Source organism: Methylobacterium hispanicum (assembly GCF_022179285.1).
GTDB classification, from domain to species: Bacteria; Pseudomonadota; Alphaproteobacteria; order Rhizobiales; family Beijerinckiaceae; genus Methylobacterium; species Methylobacterium hispanicum.
Map to the genome: position 1 here is coordinate 71146 of NZ_BPQO01000019.1, position 21467 is coordinate 92612.

Genomic DNA, 21467 nt, shown 5'->3' on the forward strand with positions numbered 1-21467 from the left:
GAGGGGTATGAGGTTTCCGAACGAGACGCTGCCCTGAACGCGCGTCGACCGCGTGCTCAGGTCTGCGGCGTCATACCCCTCACCCCAATCCTCTCCCTATGGGAGAGGGGGCGCGGCGCGGTTCCAGTGGCGATCTCGGAGACGACCCCCGCCCTATGCGATCGCCCTGCCCGCAGAGGAGGGAGGGAGGCGCGGCGGGGATCGTGCGCCTTCTCTAAGACAAAAGTCTTGACATACGAGAACAAAACGAGTACATCCCTCGCACGCGCCGCCCCGGTGTCGCGGCGGGGCCTGCACCCCGCCGCGGCGCCGCAGCAGGGAGCCTGCACCGGATGACCGCCGGAGCGGGTGCATGGGCGGCGCGGCGGTTCCCGCGTCACCGGCCGGTCAGCCGGTGCCCCGGGCGCCTCTGCGCGACTCAGGGCCGTTCTCGGCCGCCAGCCCGGAGCAACACGGGACAGCGCCGACAGTCCGGCCTGCACAGGTCGTTGGAACCGATGCCGGGCCCACTACGAGGTCCGGTGCAGGACGCGTGAAGTCTGCCGAGCGGAGGGTGGGAGCGCCGGGCAACGGCATGACCCGCCCCCGCAAGATCGGGGTCGATGCAGGCGGGAGAGAAGAAACCGCGACGACAAGCCGGGCCGGACCGGGCGCAGACGCCTCTCCGACCCGCGGGACGCCGGGGAACTCGGCATCCGTACGCACAACACTCAGGGTTCCGCGGCGTCCCGCGTCCCCTCTCGGATCCTCTCTTCGGCCCAACCTCCGGCGGTGCTCACCGCGCGGAGCCGAACCCGCATCGGAGCACCGCCATGATCCGGCCTGCCCGGCCGCGCCGCCGATCCATCGACGGGCCGACCGGTCCCGCTCAGGCCGCGAGCCGCTCCGCCGCCTCCGCCGGGGCATCCGCGCGGGCGGCCTCCTCGCGCAGGCGCTCCTGCTCCTCGCGAAAACTCGCCAGGATCGCGCCGGGCAGCGCGTCGAGAACCGCGTCGAGGGCGTCGGGCGCCGCGTCCGGGGCGGGCGGCTCGGACGCGGCCTCCCGCACGGGCTCGGGGGCCGCCGGCGCGGTCCGCATCGCCCGCGCGGCGCCCTGCGCCGCCGCCCAGGCCACGCCCTCGTCGCGGCTGGCGCGGCGGGCCGCCTCGCGGGCCGCTGCCGCCTCGGCGATGGCGCGGGCGACCTCGCGGGCCTCGTCGCGGGCGGCCTCCGCCTCGAAGCGGGTGAGCAGCGCCATCACGGCCTGCATCTCGCCGAAGGGCATGTCCTCGCAGGCGGTGAGCGCCCGCTCGATCATCCGGCGCGACAGGCCGGCACCCCGCGCCGCGGTCGCGCCGTCCTGCGCCTCGCGCCACGCGCCGAGCGCGGCGGCGATGGCGGGCAGCAGCGCCTCGGCGAGGCCGGCGCGCCGGTGCAGTTCGGCGACGCCGCGGGGCTCGCGCATCAGCACCGCGACGCGGGCCGGTTCGAGCTCGGCGAGGTCCGCGAAGGCGATCTCGGCGAACCCGACCTGCCCGGAGAGGATCGCCCGCAGGATCAGGCCCGCGTTGAGCTGGCCGGTGGCGCGCAGGTGCCGCACGACCCGCGCGACCGAGGCCGCACCGGCCCCGGCGCAGAGGTCGAGCACCGCCCGCTCGCCGGCCTCCCGGCTCATCCGGGCGCCGCGCTCCGGCGTGAGCCAGCCGCAGCCGGTGACGAAGTGCTCGAGGTCGCGGGCGAGCCGCGCGCCGACCGCGTGGCGGACCTCGATCGGCAGGTCGGGCCGCGCCAGCAGCGCCTCCCGGAGCACGGGCGCGGCGCCGTGGCGCTCGACCATGCGCAGCATCCGCCCCGTTGTGATGCGGGCGGTGGGGTTGCGGGCGAGCACCGCCAGGGTCTCCGGCCCGGCGATCTCGGCGAGCGCCCCGGCGACCGCGTGGGAGAGGTGGTGTCGGGCGGCGATCGCGGCGCGCACCGCCTCGCAGCCCATCGCGGCGGCGTCCACGAGGTCCGCCTCGGTGAGGACCGGCGAGCGGGCGAGGACGAGGCAGGCCACCTCGGTCTGGTCGCTCGCGAGCGCCACGATGAGGGGGCGCGGCGCCCGCGCGGAGGCCGCGCAGGCCTCGGCGAGCGCCCGCCGCACGACCGGGGCCGGGTCGTCGAGGAGCGAGAGGATCGCGGTCTTGGCCTCCCAGGCGGCCTCCGGCCCGAGATTGCCGTAGAGGTAGGCCCGGGCCAGCGCCTGGGCGGCCTCGGCCCGGTGGCCGGCGGACGTGTGCTGCGTGGAGGCCAGGAACTGTCGGATGATCATGGACCGCTCCGGGTGGCGAAGAGCGAGGTCTGGAGGGCGGGCGCCGGGAGGGCCGCGAGGTCGGCCGGGCGGCGGGGCGGCAGCGGCGGATTGCGGATGACCGCGCCCGGCGCCGGCAGGGCCGCGGCGAGCGCGCCGGTCGTCGTCGGGGCGTCGGCCTCGACCCGCACGACGTCCGCGCGCGGGTCGGAGCGCGGGAAGTAGCTCGGGGCGGGGCGCTCGGGCGGGGCCGACGGCCCCTCTGCCCGGCCCTGCCAGAGCCTGCCGACCCCCTGCGCGACCGGGCCGGTGCGCCGGTCGGTCTGGAACAGGCTGCGCAGGTCCGCGCCCGCGGCGTAGGCCGAGGCCGCGTAGGAGGTGGTGGCCTGCGGCAGGCCGCTCGCCTGGGCCTGGATGCCGAGGTCGGCCACGCCCCGCGCCGCCGCCGAGAGGGTGGCATAAAGCTCGGAGACGCTGCGCGGGCGCCCCGCCCGGTCGTAGAACAGGGCGCGGTTGGCGGCAGCCGCCTCCGGCATGTCGAGGGCGGCGGCGCGGTCCGGCGTGTCGCGGGCGGCACCGATGAGGGAGGCGGCGCCGCGCGCGCCCAGCACGTGGGCGACGTAGAGGTCGCCCGCATTCGGGTCGCGGCCGAGCGCGGCGGTGAGCGCCTCGCCGTTCTTCTGGGTGAGCGCGCCCGCGAGCGTCGCCGAGATCTTCGGGTCGCGGCGCAGGTCCAGGATCTGCTGGCGCTGGGCGGGGTCCTCCACCGCGTAGCTGCCGTCGGGGCGCGCCGTGATGGCGTCGGCGTAGGATGAGAGGCCGAGCCGGGGGCCGGCGTTCTTCATCACCCCGAGCCAGGTCTGCTCGATGAACTGGAACAGGCCGGTGGCGCTCGACGTGCCGGCCTTGGCCGCGGGGTCGAGGGCGGATTCGCGCTGCGCCGTGGCGAGCAGGTAGTCGAAGCCGGCGCCGCTCGCCCGGGCTCCCTCGCGGATCGCCTGCACGACCCCTGCATTGACGCCCGCACTGGCGCCCCGCGGCGCCGCCGCGGCGGGCTCGGGGGGGCTGGAGGGCGTGGTGAACAGGAACATCGGGTCCGCCGCGAGAGGAACCGCGCCGGTTCGGGAAGCCCCTGGCGCCGGGGCGGCGCGATCCGCGCCTTCCCTGCCCGACCCTGTTGCCGGTATGGTAAAGAAAGCTTGAAGTGCGGCCCCGCTCCGCTCACCCTGCGGCCGCGATGCGCTGTACGCTGAGGCTCCGGCCGGACGAGGATCCGCGCCCCTACGCCGTGCTCGACCGGGCCGAGGGCGATCCCGCGGCGGCGCTGGTCCCGGTTCCGGCGGGCGTCGTTCTCCTCGGCGCCGAGCACGGGCGCGACGTCGTGCGGCTCGGCGCGCTGCTCGCGGTGCACGAGGCGCAGGCCGGGCTGCCGGATGGCGGCTTGCGGATCGTGCCGGTGCTGGGAACCGCCCGCGCGGTGCTGTGGGCGGCGAGCTTCGCGGAGGCCGGCCCGCGCCTCGCCGCGCTCGGCCTCGACCCCCGGGCGCTGGCGGAACAGGGTCTGGCCGAGGCCGAGCGCGCCCTGGCGCGGACGATGGCGGCGCTCAGTGCCGCCGCCGCCGGCGTGCCGCTCGTGGAGGTCGTGCGCGACGCGGCGGGCACGCTCAGGGGCGTTTGAAGTCCCCGCCGCCCCGCGGCCGGCGCATCTCGAACCGGTTCTCGGGCGTGATCCGGAAATAGTCGAAGTAGCCGCCGCGCAGGATCGGCTCCATGGCGGCGGTGTCGACGCGCCCGTCCGCCACGAAGCGGTCGTCGATGTAGATCGAGACCACCTGCCCGATCACCAGGAAGTTGGCGGGCTCGGACCCGTCCAGCGGCCGCAGCGGAACGGTCTGCAGCCAGCGGCACTCGATCGCCGCGGCGGCCTCCGCCACGCGGGGCGCGCGCACCTTGCGGGAGGGCGCCGTGGCGAGGCCCGTGTGGGCGAACTCGCTCTCGCCCCGAGGCAGCGGGGCGGAGGAATCGTTCATCGCCTCGCGAAGGCCGTGGCTCGCGAGGTTGCAGACGAAGTCGCCGCCCTCCTCCGCGAAGGTCATGGCGTCCTTCCGGCCCGAGGAGGAGAACGCCACCATGTCGTCCGCGACCGCGTTGAAGAACGAGTAGGGCGCGAGGTTGAGCCGTCCGTCGCGGTCCATCGTGCTGATCCAGCCGATCGGGCGAGGCGCGACGATCGCCTTGAGCGGGTTGTGCGGCAGGGTGCGGTTCTGAAAATCGTAGTCCATGGCGACCTCAGAGCCGCGTGACGATCTGGGCCAGCTCCGGCCGCGGCCGGTCGCTCGGGATCTCGGCCGGGCGGCCGATATGGATGAAGCCCGCCATCCGTTCGGCGGGCGCGAGGCCGAGCGCGTCGAGCGCGCGGCGGTCGTAGGCGAACCACTCGGTCAGCCAGGCGGTGGCGAAGCCCGCCGCGTTCGCCGCCACCACGAGGTTCATCGCCGCCGCACCGGCCGAGAGCACCTGCTCCCATTCGGGGATCTTCACGTGCGGGCCCGCGCGGGAGACCACGCCGACGACGACCGGCGCGTGGGCGAGGCGGTTGCGCTCGAGTTCCAGCCGGGCGGCGTCGGCACCCGGATTGTCGGCGGCGTGGATCGCGGCCAGCGTCTCGCCGACCCGGTGGCGGGCCTCGCCCTCGATCACGATGAAGCGCCAGGGCGCGAGCTTGCCGTGGTCCGGCACCCGGGAGGCGATGGTGAGGATCGCGTCGAGCGTCTCGCGGTCGGGGCCCGGCGCCTCGAGGCGCGGCGGCGGCACCGAGCGGCGGGTGCGGAGGAGGTCGAGGGTGGCGGTCATGCGGCGCGTCTCGCGAGGGGGCTCGCCCGGACTTGGCACGCGCGCCGGCCCGAGGGAAGCGGCGGCGACGCCTTGCCGCCGCCACGGTCTCGCGCCAGACCGCGGGCGGGGCCGTCTGCGGCCCGGTCGGAGAGGTGGGATGGACGTGCGGGTCGTGGGTTGGCGGCGCGGGGCTTGTCTGCTGGCGGCGCTCGCGCCCGCCGGGGCGGCGGCGCAGGACGCCTTCCCGAACCGCCTCGGCTCCGGCGTGCCCTCCCCGTCCATCACGGCGCCCGCCTTCCCCACCGGCCCGGCGGAGGCCGAGGCGAGCCTCACGCTCAGCGCCATCCTCGCCGGCATCGGCGAGCCGCTGCGGACAGGTCTCGCCTGGCGCATCTACGACGACCGGGGCGACGGCAACCGGCCGAGCATCGTGGCCCGCTCGACCGACCCCGAGCCGAGCTTCCGCCTCGCGCCCGGTCCTTACGTGGCCACCGTGACCTACGGCTTCGCCAGCGCCTCGAAGCGCATCACCATGGCGGGCCAGCCGCAGGCCGACACGCTGCGGGTGAGCGCGGGGGCGCTGAAGCTCTCCGGCGCGGTCGGCGACCAGCGGATCGCGCCCGCGCAACTCGCGTTCTCGGTCTTCGTGCCGGTGGGCACCAACTCGGAGGGACGGCTGGTGCGCAGCGGCGTCAAGGCCGGCGAGCTGATCCGGCTGCCCGAGGGCACCTATCACGTGGTCTCGACCTACGGGGAATCGAACGCGATCCAGCGCGCCGACCTGAAGGTGGAGAACGGCAAGATCACCGACGCCACCCTCAACCACCGCGCCGCCACTGTGACCCTGAAGCTCGTGGCCGCGCCGGGCGCCGAGGCCTTCGCGGGCACGGCCTTCTCGGTGCTGACGCCGGGCGGCGATACGATCCGCGAGGCGATCGGCGCCTTCCCGCAGGTGACCCTGGCCGAGGGCGACTACGTGCTGATCGCCCGCCACGACGGGCAGGTCTACACCCGCGAGTTCAAGGTCGAGAGCGGCATGGACCGCGACATCGAGGTCGTGGCGAAGGGGTCGTGACGCGCACGGGGCGGTATCTCACGCAAGACGCCGCGCCCCCGCCGCGCAGGCCGCCACTGTGGCCGCGACCAGGGGCATCGCGGGGTCGATCGCCTCGCCGAGGACGAGGGCGGCGATCCCGATCCCCATGAAGGGCTGCAGCAATTGCAGCTGGCCCGTCACGGCGATCCCGCCCCGCGCGAGCGCCCGGTACCAGAACACGAATCCGACGAGCGCGCTGAGTGCCGACACGTAGGCGAGCCCGGCGAGCGCGGAAGGCGTCATCGGGCCCGGATGCGCGGGCAGCAGCCAGAGGGCGGCGGGCAGCGTCGCGGGCAGCGCCAGCACCGTTGCCCAGGCCACCACCTGCCAGCCGCCGAGGCGGCGAGCCAGGCGCGCGCCCTCGGCGTAGCCGAGGCCGCAGACGAGGATCGCCGCGAGCATCAGCCCATCGCCGACGAGCGAGCCGGGCCCCGCCCCGCGCGCCGCGAAGGCGACCGTGACGGCGCTGCCGAGCCCGGAGAGCAGCCAGAAGGCCCGGGAGGGCCGCTCGCCCGCCCGCAGCGCGCCGAACAGGGAGGTCGCGAGCGGCAGCAGTCCCACGAACACGCTCGCGCGTCCCGCGCCGATCTGGCCGAGCGCGAAGGCGGTGAAGAGCGGGAAGCCCAGCACCACACCGAAGCTGACGGCAGCGAGAGCCGCGAGGTCGGAGCGGCGCGGCATGGGCTGGCGCAAGACCATCAGCACCGCGCCCGCCGCGAGGCCGGCCAGCGCCGCCCGCGTGAGCGTGAGGGCGACGGGCTCGAACGCTTCGAGGGCGAGGCGCGTCGCCGCGAGGGTACCGCTGAAGATCGCCACGCCGACGAGTCCGTCGCGCAACGCCCCGGCCGGCGGAGCAGGCCGCGCCTGCGCGGGCGCTGCGAGGATGCGGGTCGTCATCGCTCAGCTCAGCGGCAGGATCAGCGGCAGGGCGAGGCCGATCCGTTGGCCATGAGCAGGACGAGGTCCACGAGTTGCCGACCGATCCGCGTCGCCCGTTGCCGGTCTTCGTCCGCCGCAAACATCCTGATCTCCTCAAACCGCCGGGCATGCTGGATGCGGCGTTTTCCGGTTACGCGACAGGCACGCATCCGGTACGATCCAGGCGAACTGTCCGGTACGATCGGCAGTACGGTCGAGGTTCGCGATGTCGCTCGGTGTTCTGAAGCCACAACTCGATCCGGCGCTCACGCGGGTCGAGGCGGCGATGGCGGCCATCGAGGCACGCATCGCCGGGCGCCACCTCGCGCCGGGCGCGCGCCTGCCCTCCGTGCGGGCCTTCGCGGAAAGCCTCGGCGTCTCGAAATCGACGGTCGTGGAGGCCTACGACCGGCTGGCGGCCCAGGGCGCCATCGTCTCGCGGCCGGGCTCCGGCTTCTACGTGGCGGGGCGGCCGGAGCCGTTCTGCCTCGCCGCGGCCGGCCCCCGGCTCGACCGCGCCGTCGATCCGCTCTGGATCAGCCGGCAATCCTTCGAGACCTATCCGGACGTGCTGAAGCCCGGCTGCGGCTGGCTGCCGCCGGAATGGATGCCCGAGGAGGCCCTGCGCCGGGCGCTGCGCTACGTCGCCCGCGCGGGCGGCCCGGCCCTCACCGGCTACGACGAGCCGCGCGGCCTCGCGCCCTTGCGCGAGCACATCGCCCGCCGGATGGGCGAGCGCGGCATCGCCGCCCACCCGGACCAGATCGTGCTGGCCGATTCGGCGACGCAGGCGCTCGACCTGCTCTGCCGCTTCCTGATCGAGCCGGGCGACACGGTGCTGGTGGACGATCCCTGCTACTTCAACTTCCAGGCGCTCTTGCGAGCGCAGCGGGTCAAGCTCGTCGGCGTGCCCTTTGGCCCGCAGGGGCCGGACCTCGCCGCCTTCGAGGCGGCGCTCCGCGAGCACCGGCCGCGCTTCTACCTCACCAATTCCACGCTCCATAACCCGACCGGTGCCTCGCTCGGGCCCGCGATCGTGCACCGCATCCTGCGGCTGGCCGAGGCCCACGACACGCTGGTGGTGGAGGACGACATCTACGCCGACTTCGAGGTGGAGCCGGCCGCCCGGCTCGCGGGCTTCGACGGGCTGGAGCGGGTAATTCAGATCGGCGGCTTCTCGAAGACGCTCTCGTCGGCCGCGCGCATCGGCTACGTCGCGCTGCGCCGGGACTGGGTGGAGCGCTTCCTCGACCTGAAGGTCGCGGTGACGCTGGGCGACCCGCACCTCGCCGCGAGTGTCGTGCACCGGGCGGTCACCGACGCGCGCTACCGCCACGACCTCGAGGCGATGCGCGCCCGACTCGCGGAGGCCCGCGGGCGCGCGATCCGGCGTCTCGCCGCGCTCGGCATCGCCGTGCCGTTCGTGCCGGGCGCCGGCATGTTCCTGTGGGCGCGCCTGCCGGACGGGCTGGACGCCGCCGAGGTCTCGCGCCGGGCGCTCACCGAGCGGGTGATCCTCGCGCCCGGCAACGTCTTCAGCGTGAGCCAGAGCGCGCCGGACTACCTCCGCTTCAACGTCGCCCAGTGCGCTGACCCGCGGATCTTCGCGGTGCTGGAGCGGGCTATGGCGCGGTGACGGAGCCTACGCCGAGCTACGGCGCCGGCGCGACCACGTGCTGGCCGTCGAGCGTTGCGTCCGCGCTCGGCCGGGTCTCGGCCACCGCCTCGGCCCGGCGGATGTCGGGCGCCGTCGCCTCGTCCACGAAGGCGGCGACCGCCTCGGCGAGCGGCAGCGTCCGCGTGCCCTGGCTGCCGAGACGGCGGATCGAGACGGTGCGCTCCTCGGCCTCGCGCCGGCCCAGCGCCAGGATGACCGGGACCTTGGCCAGCGAGTGCTCGCGGACCTTGTAGTTGATCTTCTCGTTGCGCAGGTCCGCCTCGACGCGCAGGCCGGCGCGCTCGAGCGCGCGCACCACGTCGCGGGCGTAGGCGTCGGCCTCGCCGGTGATCGTCGCCACCACGATCTGGGTCGGGGCGAGCCAGAGCGGGAAGTGGCCGGCGAAGTGCTCGATCAGGATGCCGGTGAAGCGCTCCATCGAGCCGCAGATCGCGCGGTGGACCATCACCGGCGGCTTCTTCTGGCTGTCGGCGTCGACGTAGAAGGCGCCGAATCGCTCGGGCAGGTTGAAGTCGACCTGCGTGGTGCCGCACTGCCAGTCGCGGCCGATCGCGTCGCGCAGCACGTACTCGAACTTCGGCCCGTAGAAGGCGCCCTCGCCCGGGTTGACCGCGGTCTTGATCCGGCCACCCGACTGCTCCTCGATCTGGGCCAGCACGCGCGTCATCACGCTCTCGGCGTGGTCCCAGAGCGCGTCCGAGCCGACGCGCTTCTCGGGGCGCGTGGAGAGCTTCACCAGGATCTCGTCGAAGCCGAAATCCGCGTAGGTCGAGAGGATCAGGTCGTTGATCTTAAGGCACTCGGCGGCGAGCTGATCCTCGATGCAGAAGATGTGCGCGTCGTCCTGGGTGAAGCCGCGCACGCGCATCAGGCCGTGCATGGCGCCGGAGGGCTCGTAGCGGTGCACCACGCCGAACTCGGCCATGCGCAGCGGCAGGTCGCGGTAGGATTTGAGCCCGTGCTTGAAGATCTGCACGTGGCCCGGGCAGTTCATCGGCTTCAGGGCGAACCAGCGCTTGTCCTCGGCCTCCTCGCCGGCGGATTGGGCCGCGAACATGTTCTCGCGGTACCAGCCCCAGTGGCCCGAGGTCTCCCACAGCGCCTTGTCGAGGATCTGGGGCGCGTTCACCTCGGCGTAGTCGCCTTTGAGGCGGCGGCGCATGTAGGCGATCAGCTCCTGGAAGATCGTCCAGCCCTTGGCGTGCCAGAAGACGACGCCCGGGCCCTCCTCCTGGAAATGGAACAGGTCCATCTCGCGGCCCAGGCGCCGGTGGTCGCGGCGCTCGGCCTCTTCCAGCCGGTGCAGGTAGGCGTCGAGATCCTCCTTCGTGGCCCAGGCCGTGCCGTAGATGCGCGTCAGCATCGGGTTGTTGGCGTCGCCCCGCCAGTAGGCGCCCGCGACCTTCATCAGCTTGAAGGCGGTGCCGACCTTGCCGGTCGAGGTCATGTGCGGGCCGCGGCAGAGGTCGAACCACTGGCCCTGGCGGTAGATCTTCAGGTCCTCGCCCGGTGGGATCGCATCGACCAGCTCGACCTTGTAGCCCTCGCCCTTCTCCGCGAAGAGGTTACGCACGTCGTCGCGCTTCCAGACCTCCTTGGTGAAGGGGGCATCGCGCGCGATGATCTCGCGCATCTTGGCCTCGATCGTCGGGAAGTCCTCGGGCGTGAAGGGCTCGTTCCGGGCGAAGTCGTAGTAGAACCCGTTCTCGATGACCGGCCCGATCGTCACCTGCGTGCCGGGCCAGAGCTCCTGCACGGCCTCGGCCAGCACGTGGGCGCAGTCGTGCCGGATCAGCTCGAGGGCGCGGGGATCGGTGCGGTCGAGGAACTCGATCGCCACGTCGCGCGCGATCGTGTCGTCGAGGTCGGCCACTACGCCGTCCAACGCCATGGCGACGGTGCGCTTGGCCAGCGACTTGGCGATGCCCTCCACGACCGCGCGGCCGGTCACGGCCGCGTCGTAGGCGCGCGTGTTGCCGTCGGGGAATGTCAGCGTGGGCATCGCATGTCGCTCCGAGCTCACTCCTGCGAACGCGGCAGGTAAGCGGGGGATTGAGGTAGGCCCCCGAAATGGGGGGAGCGGCCGTTTAGACCGATTTCCGTCGGGATGAAACGGGCACGGTCAGCTCCGGCGGACGAGCCGGCTCACGAAGAAGCCGTCGAGGCCGCCGCGCGCGTCCGTGCCGCCGCCGAGGTGGCAGGGCAGCGTGCGCAAGTCGCCGTTCGGATCGATCAGCTCGGCGAGGCCGCCGACCTCCTCGGGCGCCACGGGCACGCGGGCGAACGCCGCGTTGCGGGCGAGGAAGGCCGCGACCTGGGCCTCGCCCTCCTCCGGCTCGAGCGAGCAGGTGCAGTAGACGAGGCGCCCGCCCGGCCGCAGCAGCGTCGCCGCGCGGTCGAGCAGGCGCGCCTGCAGGAGGCCGAGGCGGGCGATGTCCTCGGGGCTCTTGGTCCAGGCGACGTCCGGGTGGCGGCGGACCGTGCCGGTGGCCGAGCAGGGCGCGTCGAGGAGCACCGCGTCGAACCCCTCCGGCCGGTCGAGGGCGAGCGCGTCGCCGACCACGACCTCGGCGGTGAGGCCGAGCCGTTCCAGGTTGCGGCGCAGGCGCTCCAGGCGCGGCGCCGAGCGATCGACAGCGGTGACCGCGGCCCCGGCCGCGGCGAGCTGGGCTGTCTTGCCGCCGGGGGCGGCGCAGAGGTCGGCGACCTGCTCGCCGGCCTGCGCGCCGAGGAGCTTCGCGGGGAGTGCCGCGGCGGCGTCCTGCACCCACCACGCGCCCGCGTCGAAGCCGTCGAGCGCGGTGATCGGTCCCGAGTCCGGGGGCAGGCGCAGCGAGCCGGTCTGCAGCAGCGCGGCACCGAGGCGCTCTGCCCAAGCCTGCGCCTCCGCCTTCACGGTGATGTCGACTGTCGCGCCGGCCAGATGCGCCCGGCCGATCGCCTCCGCCCGCTCCGGCCCGTAGGTCTCGCGCCAGCGGGCGGCGAGCCAGTCCGGCGCGCCATCGCCGAGGGGATCGCCCGCCGCCAGGATGGCGTCGCGCTCGCGGGCGACCCGGCGCAGGACCGCGTTGACGAGGCCGCCGAGATGCTGCGTCCGCCGGTCCGCCTTGGCGAGGCGCACCGCGAGATCGACCGCGGCGTGGTCGGGCACGGCGAGGTCGAGGATCTGGGCGGCGCCGGTGGCCAGAAGCGCCAGCAGCAGGGGCTGGTCGTCCGGCAGGCCGTGATCGAGCCGGCTGCCGAGCGCCGTCCGGATCAGGCCGAACCGGCGGAACGTGGCGGTGGCGATGGCGCGCGCGAGCGCCGCCTCGGCGGGGTCGAGCCCGCGCGAGGCCTGCGCCAGCGCGTCTTCCAGGGCGAGCGCCCGGTTCTGGCCGATCAGCTCGGCCACGGCGCGCTGGGCGGCGGCGCGCGCGCCGAGGCCCGCGACCTCCGGCAGCGCCTCGGCGGGCGCGCCGTCCTGCGCTGCCGGAGGTCGCGGGCCTCGTCCGTTGCGCGGTGTCTGCCGTGATGCCACTTGTCTCGTCATCCCGAAGCCTGCCGGCCCTCGCGCCGACGCCCTGCCCTTCCATCCGAGCGAGCCCGATGCAAGACGAAATGCCCGCCGACGCAACGCTTGCCGCCGCCGCGCCGCCCCCGCGCACTCTCACCCCGGCCGCCGAGCGCGCCCTCGCGGAGGCCGCCGCGCGCCGCGCCGCCGTCGATACCCGCGCGGCCGAGATCGCCGCCCGGCCCGAGCGCCTGGGCCGCGGCGGCCTCGAGCCGGTGCGCTACGACGACTGGGAGGTGAAGGGCCTCGCCGTCGATTTCTGAGGCGGCTCCGGCCCCGCGCCCGAGACCACCCCGAAGCGCCTCTGGGAAGCGCCCGCGCCGCACTGCGGTACGATCGGGCTAATCCCGGATTGGAACTCCCAAAACCGGCTCGGGCACGATCCTATCGCCCCGTCCGGCGCCCGCATCTGGAGCCGGGCCGCGCGTCTCGGGGGACATCCCGACGCCGCGCGGACGGCGCGCGATGGCGAGGGCGGGATGAACTGGGTTCCGGAGCAGCCGAACAGGAACGGGAGCCTGTCTCTGCGGGCGCATTACGAGGCCCGCAACCTCGGCATCCTCACGGCGATCTGGCGCCGCCGCCGGGTGATCGCGATCCTGCTGGCGACAGCCCTCGTCGGGGCCGGCGCCGTCTGCCTGAGCCTGCGCGACCGCTACACCGCCGAGGCGATCCTTCAGGTCGATCTCGGCCGGCCGGTCTCGGTACAGCCGGGCCAGCCCGCCCAGAACGTCGCACCCGATACCGGGGCGATCGTCGAGAGCGAGGCCCGGGTGATCCGCTCCCGGGCGGTCGCGCGGCGGGTCGTGGCGGATCTCGACCTCGTGAACGATCCCGCCTTCACGGGGCGCTCGCTCCTCGACCGCCTCGCCTGGTGGCGCGCGGAGCCGGCCGGCCCCGATCCGGACGCCGCCGAGCGCATCGCGGGGGCTCTGGCCTCCGGCCTCACGGTCACCAACGACAGCCGCTCCTATCTGATCACCGTCGCCTACACGGCGGGCGATCCGGTTCGCGCGGCCCGGATCGCGAACGCCTTCGTGGACGCTTACCTGGGCAGCCGCCTGGACATGGGCGTCGCCAACGCCGAGCGCGCCGGCAGCTGGCTCGACGGCCAGATCAAGGCGAGCCGGGCGGAGCTTGAGACGGCCGAGGCCGCCATCGAGGGCTACCGCCAGCGCACGGGTCTGGTCGAGGGCGGCACCGCGAGCATCAGCCTGCCCCAGCAGGCGCTGCGCGACGCGACCGTCCAGCTCGGCGCCGCGACGCAGAACCGCACGGCTGCCGAGGCGCGTCTCGCCCGGGCGCAGGAGATCTTCCGGTCCGGCGGCGTGCCCTCGGCGCAGGATCTCGCCGGCGCGCCGGTGATCCAGCGCATGCTGGAGAACGTCGAGACGGCCAAGCGCGAGGTCGCCGCGCAACTGCTCACCGGGCCGCGCCACCCGCGATACCTGCAGGCCAAGGCCGCGCTCGAGGATGCCGAGCAGCGCCTGCGCGAGGAGGTCGACCGGGCGGTCGACAACCTGAAGAGCGAGGTGCGCACCGCCGCCACGGAGGAGGAAGCCCTGACGGCCCGGGTGGCGGGACTCAAGGCCGAGGTGATCGAGGCGATGGGCTCGGAGGCCAAGCTCCGCGGCCTGCAGGCGAACGCCACCGCGATCCGCGAGCGCCTGAAGCTCCTCGGCGACGCCCACGCCCAGGCGCTGGCGCTGGCCGCGATGAAGTCCTCGACCGCGCAGGTCGTGATGCGGGCCCAGAGCCCGATCGCGCCCTCGGGTCCCCTGCGGGCCCTCTATATCGGGCTCGCGGTGGCGGGCGCCGGGGCGCTCGGGATCGGCTACGCCCTGCTGATGGGCCGGCGCGACACCGGCTTTCGTTCCGGCAGCGAGCTCGCCGAGGACACGGCGCTGCGCTGCCTCGGCATGGTGCCGGACATCTCGACCGCGTCGGGGGCGGGCGAGATCCGGATGTTCGACGAGGCGATCCGGCTGGTGGCCGCCTCGCTCGGCTGGCCGCGGGCCACCGGGGCGCCGCGCGTCCTGCTGGTGGCCTCGTCGGTGCCGGACGAGGGCAAGTCGCTGGTCTGCATGGCGCTTGCCAAGCTGCTCGCCGCGCGGGGCACCCGCACCCTCGTGATCGACGCGACGGGCGCGCGGCCCGCGAGCCCGACGAGCCGGATGCCGAGCCTCGAAGACGCGGTCCTGGGCGATCAGGCCGCGTTCTTCGCCGGCGCACGGGACCACGCCGTCACGGTGCTGCACGGCCGGGGCCGGGCGACCGCGCAGGACTTCTACCTCTCGGACGCCTTCGAGCGCTTCATGGACGGCGCGCGCGAGGCCTTCGACCTCGTGCTGATCGAAGCGCCGCCCGCCATGCTGGTGCTCGACTTCGTGCCGCTGGCCCACGTCGCAGACGCGGCGATCCTCGCGGTGCGCTGGGCCTCGACTCCGCGCAAGACGGTGCTGGCGACGCTGCAGCGCCTCCAGGACCTCTCAGTGCGGGTGCGCGGCCTCGTCCTCACCCGGGTCGATCTCGACCAGCACCGGCACGAACCCTTCGCCGACCAGTGCTCGCACTACCACCGCTACCGGAGCTTCTTCGAGGGCGGCGCTCCGTCGGCCGCGGAAGCCTCGGCGGGCGCGGCGGCGGCCCGGGCCGGCCTGCCCCGTCCGGGCAAGCGGGCATCCGCGGAGCGGACGCCCGCGGAAGCGCGGTTCCCGGACGCGAGGCCGGCCGAGAAGGCCGCCGAGCCCAACCCGCCCGGCCCCAGGTCGGCCGGTCCGAAGGTGGCCGAGCCGCGGCAAGCGGTGGCCGTCCGCGCGCCCTAGGCGCGCGAGCCCGCGCATCCCGCCACACGCAACCGCAGGAGCGACCCCGATGAGGATTATGGTGATCGGCGGCAACGGATTCGTCGGCCGGCCGCTGACGCGGATGCTGGCGGACGGACACGAGGTCTGCGTGCTCGACGCCCTGCGCTACGGGCCGCCGCGATTCCCTCCCGAGGAACTCGCACGCCTCTTCATGATCCACGCCGACATCACCGACCCCGATCAGGTCGCGGCGGCGATGCGCAGCTTCTCGCCGGAGGCGGTGATCCATCTGGCGGCGATCCACTACATCCCGGAATGCGAGCAGGATCCGGTGCTGGCGGTGCGCACCAACGTGGCCGGCACGATGAGCCTGCTCGCCGCCTGCCCGCCGGGCTGCCGCTTCGTCTTCGCCAGCAGCGGCGCCGTCTACGCGCCGGAGAGCCGGCCGCACCGGGAGGACGAATCCCCCCTCGCGCCCAGCGACGTCTACGGCTTCACCAAGCTTCACGGCGAGCACTACGTCCGCCACATGGCGCGCCAGCGCGGCCTCGCGGCGGTGGTGGTGCGGCTGTTCAACGTGATCGGGCCGGGCGAGACCAACCCGCACCTCCTGCCCGAGATCCTCGCCCAGCTCATCGCCGGCCACCGCCGGATCAGCCTCGGCAACCTCACGGCGCGGCGGGACTACATCCACGTGGAGGACGCCGCCCGCGGCTTCCGGGCGGCGGCGCTCGCGGGCGCGGTGGCGCCGGGCGAGTGCGTCACGGTCAACCTCGGCACGGGCCAGGCCTACGCGGTGGGCGAGATCCTGAGCCGCCTGCGGCGCATCGGGGGCGCCGACTTCACGGTCAAGACCGACCCGGCCCGGCTGCGTGCCGTCGACCGGCCGGTGCTCGCCGCCGACATCGCGCGCATCCGCGAGCTGTTCGGCTGGCACCCGCGGCACACGATCGACACCGCCCTCGCCGACCTCTGGGAGCGGCCCGACCTGCCGGCCCACCTCACGGCGAAGTACCGGCCCGTTCCGCTGCCCCGGCCCGCCGCGCGCGAGCCGCTGGCGGCGCTCATGACGCCCGCCTCCTAGGCCACATCCGTTTTCCCGACGACACCCGGAAGGTCCCCAGACGCATGTCCTCGCCCGTCGCCTCCCCGAAAGCCCGCCTCGCCATCATCGGATGCGGCGCCGTGGTGGATCACCACCTTCTCCCGGCCCTGAAGCGGCAGGGCTGGGCTCCGAGCGTGCTGGTCGATCGCTCGCCCGAGCGCCTCGCCCTGCTCGCGGCCCGGGCCGGGCGGCGGCGCGCCGACATCGTCACGGCGTCCGACTGGCGCGAGGTGGCCGACCGCTTCGACGCCGCGCTGGTCGCGACCCCCCACACCACCCACGGCCCGATCGGGCTCGCCCTGCTGGAGGCCGGCAAGCACGTCTTCATGGAGAAGCCGCTGGCCACCACGAGCGCCGCGGGCGAGGCGATGATCGCGGCGGCCGAGCGCCGGGGCCTCGTCCTCGCGGTCGGCCTCCTGCGGCGCAACCTCACCATCGCCGCCTGGACGAAGGCCCTGATCGAGTCCGGCACGATCGGGGCGATCCGGCGGGTCGATGCGCGCGAGGGCTTCGTCTTCAACTGGGCGACGAGCTCGGACGCGCTGCTGCGCCGCGACCTCTCGGGCGGCGGCGTCCTGATGGACACCGGTGCCCACACCCTCGACATCCTGGGCCACTGGCTCGGCGCGATGACGCCGACCCGCTACCGCGACGACGGCGCCAGCGGCGTCGAGGCCGATTGCGTCGCCGAGTTCCTGCTCGATGCCGGCGGCAAGGTCCGGGTCGAGCTGAGCCGCACCCGCAACCTCGCCAACACCGCCCGGATCGAGGGCACGCACGGCCATGTCGAGGTCGCGCTCTACCGCAACGAGGTGGTGGCGGGCTCGGCCAACGCGCTCGCCTTCACGCATGCGGGCGTGAGCGGAAGCACGATGAAGCCGCAACTCTTCCCCGCGCTCTTCGATGCCGAGATGCGCGACTTCCGCGATGCCGTCGCGCAGGGCCGCGCCCCCGCGGTCGGCGGCGCCGAAGGCTTAACCTCGGTGCGGCGGATCGAGCGCTGCTACGCGCTGCGCGAGCCGCTGGAGCAGCCCTGGGATGCCACCCAGGCAGCGCTGGCCGACGGCCTCGCGCCCGGCGCCCGCGTGGTGGTGACGGGGGCGAGCGGCTTCATCGGCGGCCGGCTGGTCGAGCGGCTGGTGCGGGCGGGCATCGACGTCACCTGCATCATCCGGGAGATCGGCAGCGCGACGCGGCTCGCCCGCCTGCCCGTGCGGCTGGTCAAGGCCGACCTCACGGATGCCGCCGCGATCGGCGCGGCGCTCGAGGGCGCCGACACGGTGTTCCACTGCGCCTACGACCCGCGCTCGCGCCGGCAGAACCTGGAGGGCGCGCGGGTCCTGATCCAGGCCAGCGCCGACGCCCGGGTCCGCCGGCTCGTCCATGTCAGCACCTTCTCGGTCTACGAGCCCTTCCCGCCGACGCCGCTCACCGAGGAGACCCGCGACGGCGACCGCGCCTGGATCTACGTGAAGGACAAGCTCGACATCGAGGCCCAGATGCTCGCCGCCGCCCGAGAGGGGCGCGTTCCGGCGACCGTGGTGCAGCCGACCATCGTGTACGGCCCCTTCTCCAAGCCCTGGACGAACGCGCCCGCCGAGGAGCTGATCTACGGCGAGGTGGTGCTGCCGGACGGCGGCGCGGGCCGCTGCAGCGCGGTCTTCGTCGACGACCTCGTGGACGGCATGCTGCTGGCCGCGACCCGCGACGCGGCGGTGGGCGAGCGCTTCATCCTGTCCGGGCCCGATACGGTGAGCTGGGGTACGTTCTTCACCGAGTTCGCCCGCGCTCTCGGCGTGCCCGGCCCGACCTCCTGGCCGCTCGCCGAGGTCTCGAAGCAGAACCAGGGCTTCGTGCGCGACGTGAAGCTGGTGCTGCGCAACCCCAAGCGCATCGTGCAGATCATCGTGCGCTGGCCCCCGGCGCGCTCGGCGCTCCAGGCGGGGCTCGACGCGCTGCCCAAACCGCTGCGCGCCCTGGTGGACCGCTACTATTTCGGGGGCGGCGGCCCGGTCTTCGGCGCGCTCATCGTGCCCGATCCGCAGAAGACCGCCCTTTACACCACGACGGCGACCGCCGAGATCGGCAAGGCGCGGCGGATGCTCGGCTACGCGCCGCGCTTCGACTTCGCGGACGGGATGCGCGCGACGACGCCCTACCTGGTCTGGGCCTATGCCGACCTCGTGCGGGCGTCGCGGCGCGCGCGCGGCACCGCGGCGCCGCCGGCCGCGCCCGTCGGGACGCCGGTCGCGGACGCGCGCTGACACGGCCGGTCGGCCGGCGGGTCGCGCCCGGTCCGGGAGCGGGTGGGCGTGCCCCGTCCCGCTCCCGCGCTCACGCCGTCAACCCCCGGGGCCGCCGCGTGTCGGCCGAACGCTCTGCCGGGGATCCACGCACACCGAGGTTCCAGGACGAGACGATGCGGCGCTCATGGATTTCCGGCCCGCCCGCGGCGCTCCAGGCCGTGGGCGCCCTGCGCCGCCGTGTCGGCGACCAAGCCGGCCGCCTCGCCTGGCCGCTGATCGACCAGGCCATCGCCAGCGTCGGCACCTTCGGGCTGACGATCGTGCTGGCCCGCGCGCTACCGCCCGCGGAGTACGGCACCTTCGCCCTGCTCCTCGGCGGGCTGATGATCCTCCACATGGTCACCTCCTCGCTGGTGTTCTACCCGCTCTCGGTCCGGGCCGGCGCGGCCGGGCCGGAGGCAGGCGCCGGTCTGATGCGGGCGAGCCTCGACCTCCTCGGCCTGCTCTTCCTGCCGGCCGGGGCCGCGCTTGCGCTCGCCGCCCTCGCGGCGGGCCGGGCCGACCTGATCCTGCCCGCGCTCGCCTACTTCCTGCTCTGGCAGATCCAGGAGGCCTTCCGGCGCTACCTCTTCGCGGAGCTGCGCTTCGGCGCGGCGATCGCGGGCGACGCGGTGAGCTATCTCGGCCAGGTCGCCCTGGTGCTCGGGCTCGGGTGGGGCGGGCACCTGACGCTGGGCACCGCGCTCTGCGCGATGGCCCTCGCCGCCGGCCTCGGCGCCGTGCTCCATGCCGGGCGCGCCGGGCTCGGGCGGGGGGAGGCGACCGCGCCGCGCCTGTCCGCGATCCTCGGCGATTTCTGGCGGCTGGGAGGCTGGTCGCTCGCCAACAACCTGCTCGGCACGCTGCGCGGGCAGGTGCTGTTCTGGCTGCTCGCCGCCCTCTCGGGCGCGGCCCTGACGGCGCAGCTTCAGGCGAGCCAGAACCTCGTCAACCTGATGAACCCGCTGGTGATCGGGCTGTGCAACATCATCCCGCAGACCGCCGCGCGGGCCCATCCGCGCGGCAAGGCGGAGGCGTGGCGGGCGGCGCGGCCCTTCGCGCTCTCCGGCGTCCCGGTGGCGCTGCTGTTCTTCGCCGTCCTGTTCGCGGCGCCCGAACCGGCGCTGCGCCTCGTCTACGGCGCGGCTTCGCCGTATCTCGGGCTCGCCGTGCCGGTGCGCCTCCTCGCGATCGCCGCGGTGGCCGCCTACGCCACCGACATGGTGTGCTCCTACTTCCACGGCGTGGAGGCCGCGCGCCACGCCCTGGTGGTGAACGCCGCAGGTACCGTCGCGGTCCTCGCGGCGTCGTTGCCGCTCGCGCTCCGGTTCGGGCTCGAGGGCGCCTGCGGGGCGCTGGTACTGGCGAGCCTCGTGCGGCTCCTGCTCTCGCAGCTCCTGCTGCGCCGCCTCCTCGCCGCAGACCTGCCGCGACCGCTGCCGGCCGCGTGAGGCCATCCCGGACCGGGCCCCGGATCGAGTCCCGGACCTGGTCCCGGACCGGGGGACGCTCCCCACGACCGGGGCTCCCGGCGCGCGGGACCGCGCCACGCTCCGACGCGGGGGCGACCCCGCGCCCTAGCCCGGGTCGCCGATCGCCCGCACGAGGCCCGCCCGGTAGATCATGCTGGCCCCGATCCCGAGGCCGATCACCGACCAGAAGCAGACGCCCGACATCGGCCCCTCCAACGCCACGTCGAAGGAGGCGTTCACGAGGATGCCGGCGCCGTAGCAGGTGATCCAGACGAAGACGGCGGCCCAGCGCCCGTGGCCGGCCCGGCGCGCCAGGAGCAGGCTGTGCACCAGCATGCCGAACCAGGCGGCGAGCAGCCCGGCCCAGAGCGCGAAGCCCGGCACCCCGGCGCGGGCCAGGATCGTCATGTGCCCGTTGTGCGGGCTGCGCAGGGTCGCCTCCTGCGTGACGAAGGTGTGGTAGCCGTCCTCCATCGCGAGATTCACGCCGAAGCCCTTGCCGTTCCAGAAGTAGGGGCCGTGCAGGGTATATTCCCGGATCGTGCGCCACCAGCGCAGTCGGAACTCCTTGGTGCCCTCGAAATTCGCCGCCTCGCTCGCGCCGAACACGCTGCTGATGCCCTCGACGATCTGCATGGCCCCGACCTCGCGGTCTCCGGGCATCATCACGCGCAGGTCCGCGAGCGCGGCCCCTGCCAGCATCGCGACCCCGATCAGCGCGGCGGGGGCGAAGCGGCGGAGCTGGCGCCCGAGCAGAACGCCGAGCAGAATCGGCACGAGGCAAGCGAGCGTCGCGGCCCGGCTCACGGTCACGGCCGCCATGTTGATGCACAGGGCGACGCACCAGAGCGCCCCCACGCGGCGCAGCCCGACCAGCATGAAGACCGCGGCGGCCCCGAGATGGAACGCCGCCTCGCCGGCCCGGATATAGGGCAGCTGGATCTGTGTGCCCGGGATGCGGAGCTGGTCGGCCATGGTGACCGTGACGACGAACAGGAAGCCGCCGATGAGCCCGTACAGGAAGGCGAAGCCCGCGTAGACGCGCAGGATCCAGCCGAGCCGGAGCGGGTTCTCGATGAGGAGCGCGATCACCACGAAGGCGAACAGGCCGTAGACGACGATCACGCTGTCGCGGACCGCGTCGATCCCGTAGATGCCGAGAAACGGGACGGTCCGGATCAGCACCCAGGCGATCAGGGCGGCGAGCAGCAGGCTCGCGGGCGTGCCCAGCACCGCGAACCAGCAGCGCGACCGCATCAGCGCGAGGAGGCCGAGGCCGAGCGCGAGCTCGCCGACATAGAGCGGCGCCACGCCCAGCACCGCGAAGCCCTTGCCGAAGACTGCGTAGCCCACGAGCGCGCAGGCGAGGCCGCGCAGGTAGAGGTCATTCGGATCCCGCGGGGCCGGGCGGACGGCGACGGCGCTTGCGTGCATGGCGTGCCCTCCGGCCGG

Annotated in this window: 16 protein-coding genes; 8 read left to right on the forward strand and 8 right to left on the reverse strand. The window is 74.4% G+C overall.

Annotated features, from left to right (window positions below; all coding sequences use genetic code 11):
- Nucleotides 1–868: 868 nt before the first annotated feature.
- The gene (locus MFF56_RS20390; protein ID WP_238230687.1) at nt 869–2290 is read right to left on the reverse strand and encodes a DUF2336 domain-containing protein; all 1422 of its coding nucleotides are present in this window, start codon (nt 2288–2290) and stop codon (nt 869–871) included.
- Entirely contained in the window at nt 2287–3360 is a 1074-nt protein-coding gene (locus tag MFF56_RS20395) for a lysozyme family protein (protein WP_238230688.1), read from the reverse strand. Before MFF56_RS20395 ends, MFF56_RS20390 begins: the two co-directional genes overlap by 4 nt.
- A gap of 146 nt (nt 3361–3506) precedes the next feature.
- On the opposite strand from MFF56_RS20395, the gene MFF56_RS20400 reads away from it, so the two are divergent.
- Nucleotides 3507–3947, forward strand: a complete 441-nt coding sequence (locus tag MFF56_RS20400; RefSeq protein WP_066924453.1) for an aldolase/citrate lyase/malate synthase family protein — start codon at nt 3507–3509, stop codon at nt 3945–3947.
- Here the strand turns inward: MFF56_RS20400 and MFF56_RS20405 are convergent.
- Entirely contained in the window at nt 3934–4551 is a 618-nt protein-coding gene (locus MFF56_RS20405; RefSeq protein WP_066924450.1) for a flavin reductase family protein, read from the reverse strand. The genes MFF56_RS20400 and MFF56_RS20405 overlap by 14 nt on opposite strands.
- 7 nt (nt 4552–4558) lie before the next feature.
- Nucleotides 4559–5122: a nitroreductase family protein gene (locus tag MFF56_RS20410; RefSeq protein WP_066924449.1), complete on the reverse strand. Its 564-nt coding sequence runs from the start codon at nt 5120–5122 to the stop codon at nt 4559–4561.
- Nucleotides 5123–5261: 139 nt separating this feature from the next.
- Between MFF56_RS20410 and MFF56_RS20415 the strand changes: the two genes are divergently transcribed.
- Nucleotides 5262–6179 (forward strand): RgsD C-terminal domain-containing protein, encoded by a 918-nt coding sequence (locus tag MFF56_RS20415; protein ID WP_066924448.1) that lies wholly within the window; start codon nt 5262–5264, stop codon nt 6177–6179.
- Between the two features lie 18 nt (nt 6180–6197).
- On the opposite strand, the gene MFF56_RS20420 is transcribed toward MFF56_RS20415, so the two are convergent.
- Nucleotides 6198–7097 carry a DMT family transporter gene (locus tag MFF56_RS20420; protein WP_082773170.1) on the reverse strand — a complete coding sequence of 300 codons (900 nt, stop codon included), beginning with the start codon at nt 7095–7097 and terminating at the stop codon, nt 6198–6200.
- A 247-nt stretch (nt 7098–7344) separates the two neighbouring features.
- Here MFF56_RS20420 and MFF56_RS20425 point away from each other — a divergent pair, with 247 nt between their 5' ends.
- Nucleotides 7345–8754, forward strand: coding sequence for an aminotransferase-like domain-containing protein (locus tag MFF56_RS20425; RefSeq protein ID WP_066924447.1), 1410 nt, complete (start codon nt 7345–7347; stop codon nt 8752–8754).
- Between the two features lie 16 nt (nt 8755–8770).
- Here MFF56_RS20425 and thrS read toward each other — a convergent pair whose 3' ends face one another.
- Together thrS and MFF56_RS20435 are read right to left on the reverse strand one after the other, a co-directional pair.
- Nucleotides 8771–10798: a threonine--tRNA ligase gene (thrS, locus tag MFF56_RS20430; RefSeq protein WP_066924445.1), complete on the reverse strand. Its 2028-nt coding sequence runs from the start codon at nt 10796–10798 to the stop codon at nt 8771–8773.
- 120 nt (nt 10799–10918) lie between these two features.
- Nucleotides 10919–12313 carry an RsmB/NOP family class I SAM-dependent RNA methyltransferase gene (locus MFF56_RS20435; protein WP_373324141.1) on the reverse strand — a complete coding sequence of 465 codons (1395 nt, stop codon included), beginning with the start codon at nt 12311–12313 and terminating at the stop codon, nt 10919–10921.
- A gap of 68 nt (nt 12314–12381) precedes the next feature.
- Here MFF56_RS20435 and MFF56_RS20440 point away from each other — a divergent pair, with 68 nt between their 5' ends.
- The 5 genes from MFF56_RS20440 to MFF56_RS20460 all read left to right on the forward strand — a co-directional run bounded on the left by MFF56_RS20440 (nt 12382) and on the right by MFF56_RS20460 (nt 19994).
- Nucleotides 12382–12609 carry a DUF1674 domain-containing protein gene (locus MFF56_RS20440; RefSeq protein ID WP_373324142.1) on the forward strand — a complete coding sequence of 76 codons (228 nt, stop codon included), beginning with the start codon at nt 12382–12384 and terminating at the stop codon, nt 12607–12609.
- 216 nt (nt 12610–12825) lie between these two features.
- A complete protein-coding gene (locus MFF56_RS20445; RefSeq protein WP_082772932.1) occupies nt 12826–15171 on the forward strand; it encodes a GumC family protein in 2346 nt (781 codons plus the stop codon).
- 49 nt (nt 15172–15220) lie between these two features.
- Nucleotides 15221–16237 (forward strand): NAD-dependent epimerase/dehydratase family protein, encoded by a 1017-nt coding sequence (locus MFF56_RS20450; RefSeq protein ID WP_066920155.1) that lies wholly within the window; start codon nt 15221–15223, stop codon nt 16235–16237.
- Nucleotides 16238–16281: 44 nt separating this feature from the next.
- Nucleotides 16282–18522: an NAD-dependent epimerase/dehydratase family protein gene (locus MFF56_RS20455; RefSeq protein ID WP_238230690.1), complete on the forward strand. Its 2241-nt coding sequence runs from the start codon at nt 16282–16284 to the stop codon at nt 18520–18522.
- A gap of 155 nt (nt 18523–18677) precedes the next feature.
- Nucleotides 18678–19994 carry a lipopolysaccharide biosynthesis protein gene (locus MFF56_RS20460; protein ID WP_066925554.1) on the forward strand — a complete coding sequence of 439 codons (1317 nt, stop codon included), beginning with the start codon at nt 18678–18680 and terminating at the stop codon, nt 19992–19994.
- Nucleotides 19995–20120: 126 nt separating this feature from the next.
- Here the strand turns inward: MFF56_RS20460 and MFF56_RS20465 are convergent, their stop codons facing one another.
- Nucleotides 20121–21449 carry an O-antigen ligase family protein gene (locus MFF56_RS20465; RefSeq protein ID WP_066925551.1) on the reverse strand — a complete coding sequence of 443 codons (1329 nt, stop codon included), beginning with the start codon at nt 21447–21449 and terminating at the stop codon, nt 20121–20123.
- Nucleotides 21450–21467 lie beyond the last annotated feature (18 nt).

Bases quoted from the DNA above. Each gene is read 5' to 3' on its own strand.
- MFF56_RS20390 (WP_238230687.1), bottom strand. From the start codon at position 2,290: ATGATCATCCGACAGTTCCTGGCCTCCACGCAGCACACGTCCGCCGGC.
- MFF56_RS20395 (WP_238230688.1), bottom strand. From the start codon at position 3,360: ATGTTCCTGTTCACCACGCCCTCCAGCCCCCCCGAGCCCGCCGCGGCG.
- MFF56_RS20400 (WP_066924453.1), top strand. From the start codon at position 3,507: ATGCGCTGTACGCTGAGGCTCCGGCCGGACGAGGATCCGCGCCCCTAC.
- MFF56_RS20405 (WP_066924450.1), bottom strand. From the start codon at position 4,551: ATGGACTACGATTTTCAGAACCGCACCCTGCCGCACAACCCGCTCAAG.
- MFF56_RS20410 (WP_066924449.1), bottom strand. From the start codon at position 5,122: ATGACCGCCACCCTCGACCTCCTCCGCACCCGCCGCTCGGTGCCGCCG.
- MFF56_RS20415 (WP_066924448.1), top strand. From the start codon at position 5,262: ATGGACGTGCGGGTCGTGGGTTGGCGGCGCGGGGCTTGTCTGCTGGCG.
- MFF56_RS20420 (WP_082773170.1), bottom strand. From the start codon at position 7,097: ATGACGACCCGCATCCTCGCAGCGCCCGCGCAGGCGCGGCCTGCTCCG.
- MFF56_RS20425 (WP_066924447.1), top strand. From the start codon at position 7,345: ATGTCGCTCGGTGTTCTGAAGCCACAACTCGATCCGGCGCTCACGCGG.
- thrS (WP_066924445.1), bottom strand. From the start codon at position 10,798: ATGCCCACGCTGACATTCCCCGACGGCAACACGCGCGCCTACGACGCG.
- MFF56_RS20440 (WP_373324142.1), top strand. From the start codon at position 12,382: ATGCAAGACGAAATGCCCGCCGACGCAACGCTTGCCGCCGCCGCGCCG.
- MFF56_RS20445 (WP_082772932.1), top strand. From the start codon at position 12,826: ATGAACTGGGTTCCGGAGCAGCCGAACAGGAACGGGAGCCTGTCTCTG.
- MFF56_RS20450 (WP_066920155.1), top strand. From the start codon at position 15,221: ATGAGGATTATGGTGATCGGCGGCAACGGATTCGTCGGCCGGCCGCTG.
- MFF56_RS20455 (WP_238230690.1), top strand. From the start codon at position 16,282: ATGTCCTCGCCCGTCGCCTCCCCGAAAGCCCGCCTCGCCATCATCGGA.
- MFF56_RS20460 (WP_066925554.1), top strand. From the start codon at position 18,678: ATGCGGCGCTCATGGATTTCCGGCCCGCCCGCGGCGCTCCAGGCCGTG.
- MFF56_RS20465 (WP_066925551.1), bottom strand. From the start codon at position 21,449: ATGCACGCAAGCGCCGTCGCCGTCCGCCCGGCCCCGCGGGATCCGAAT.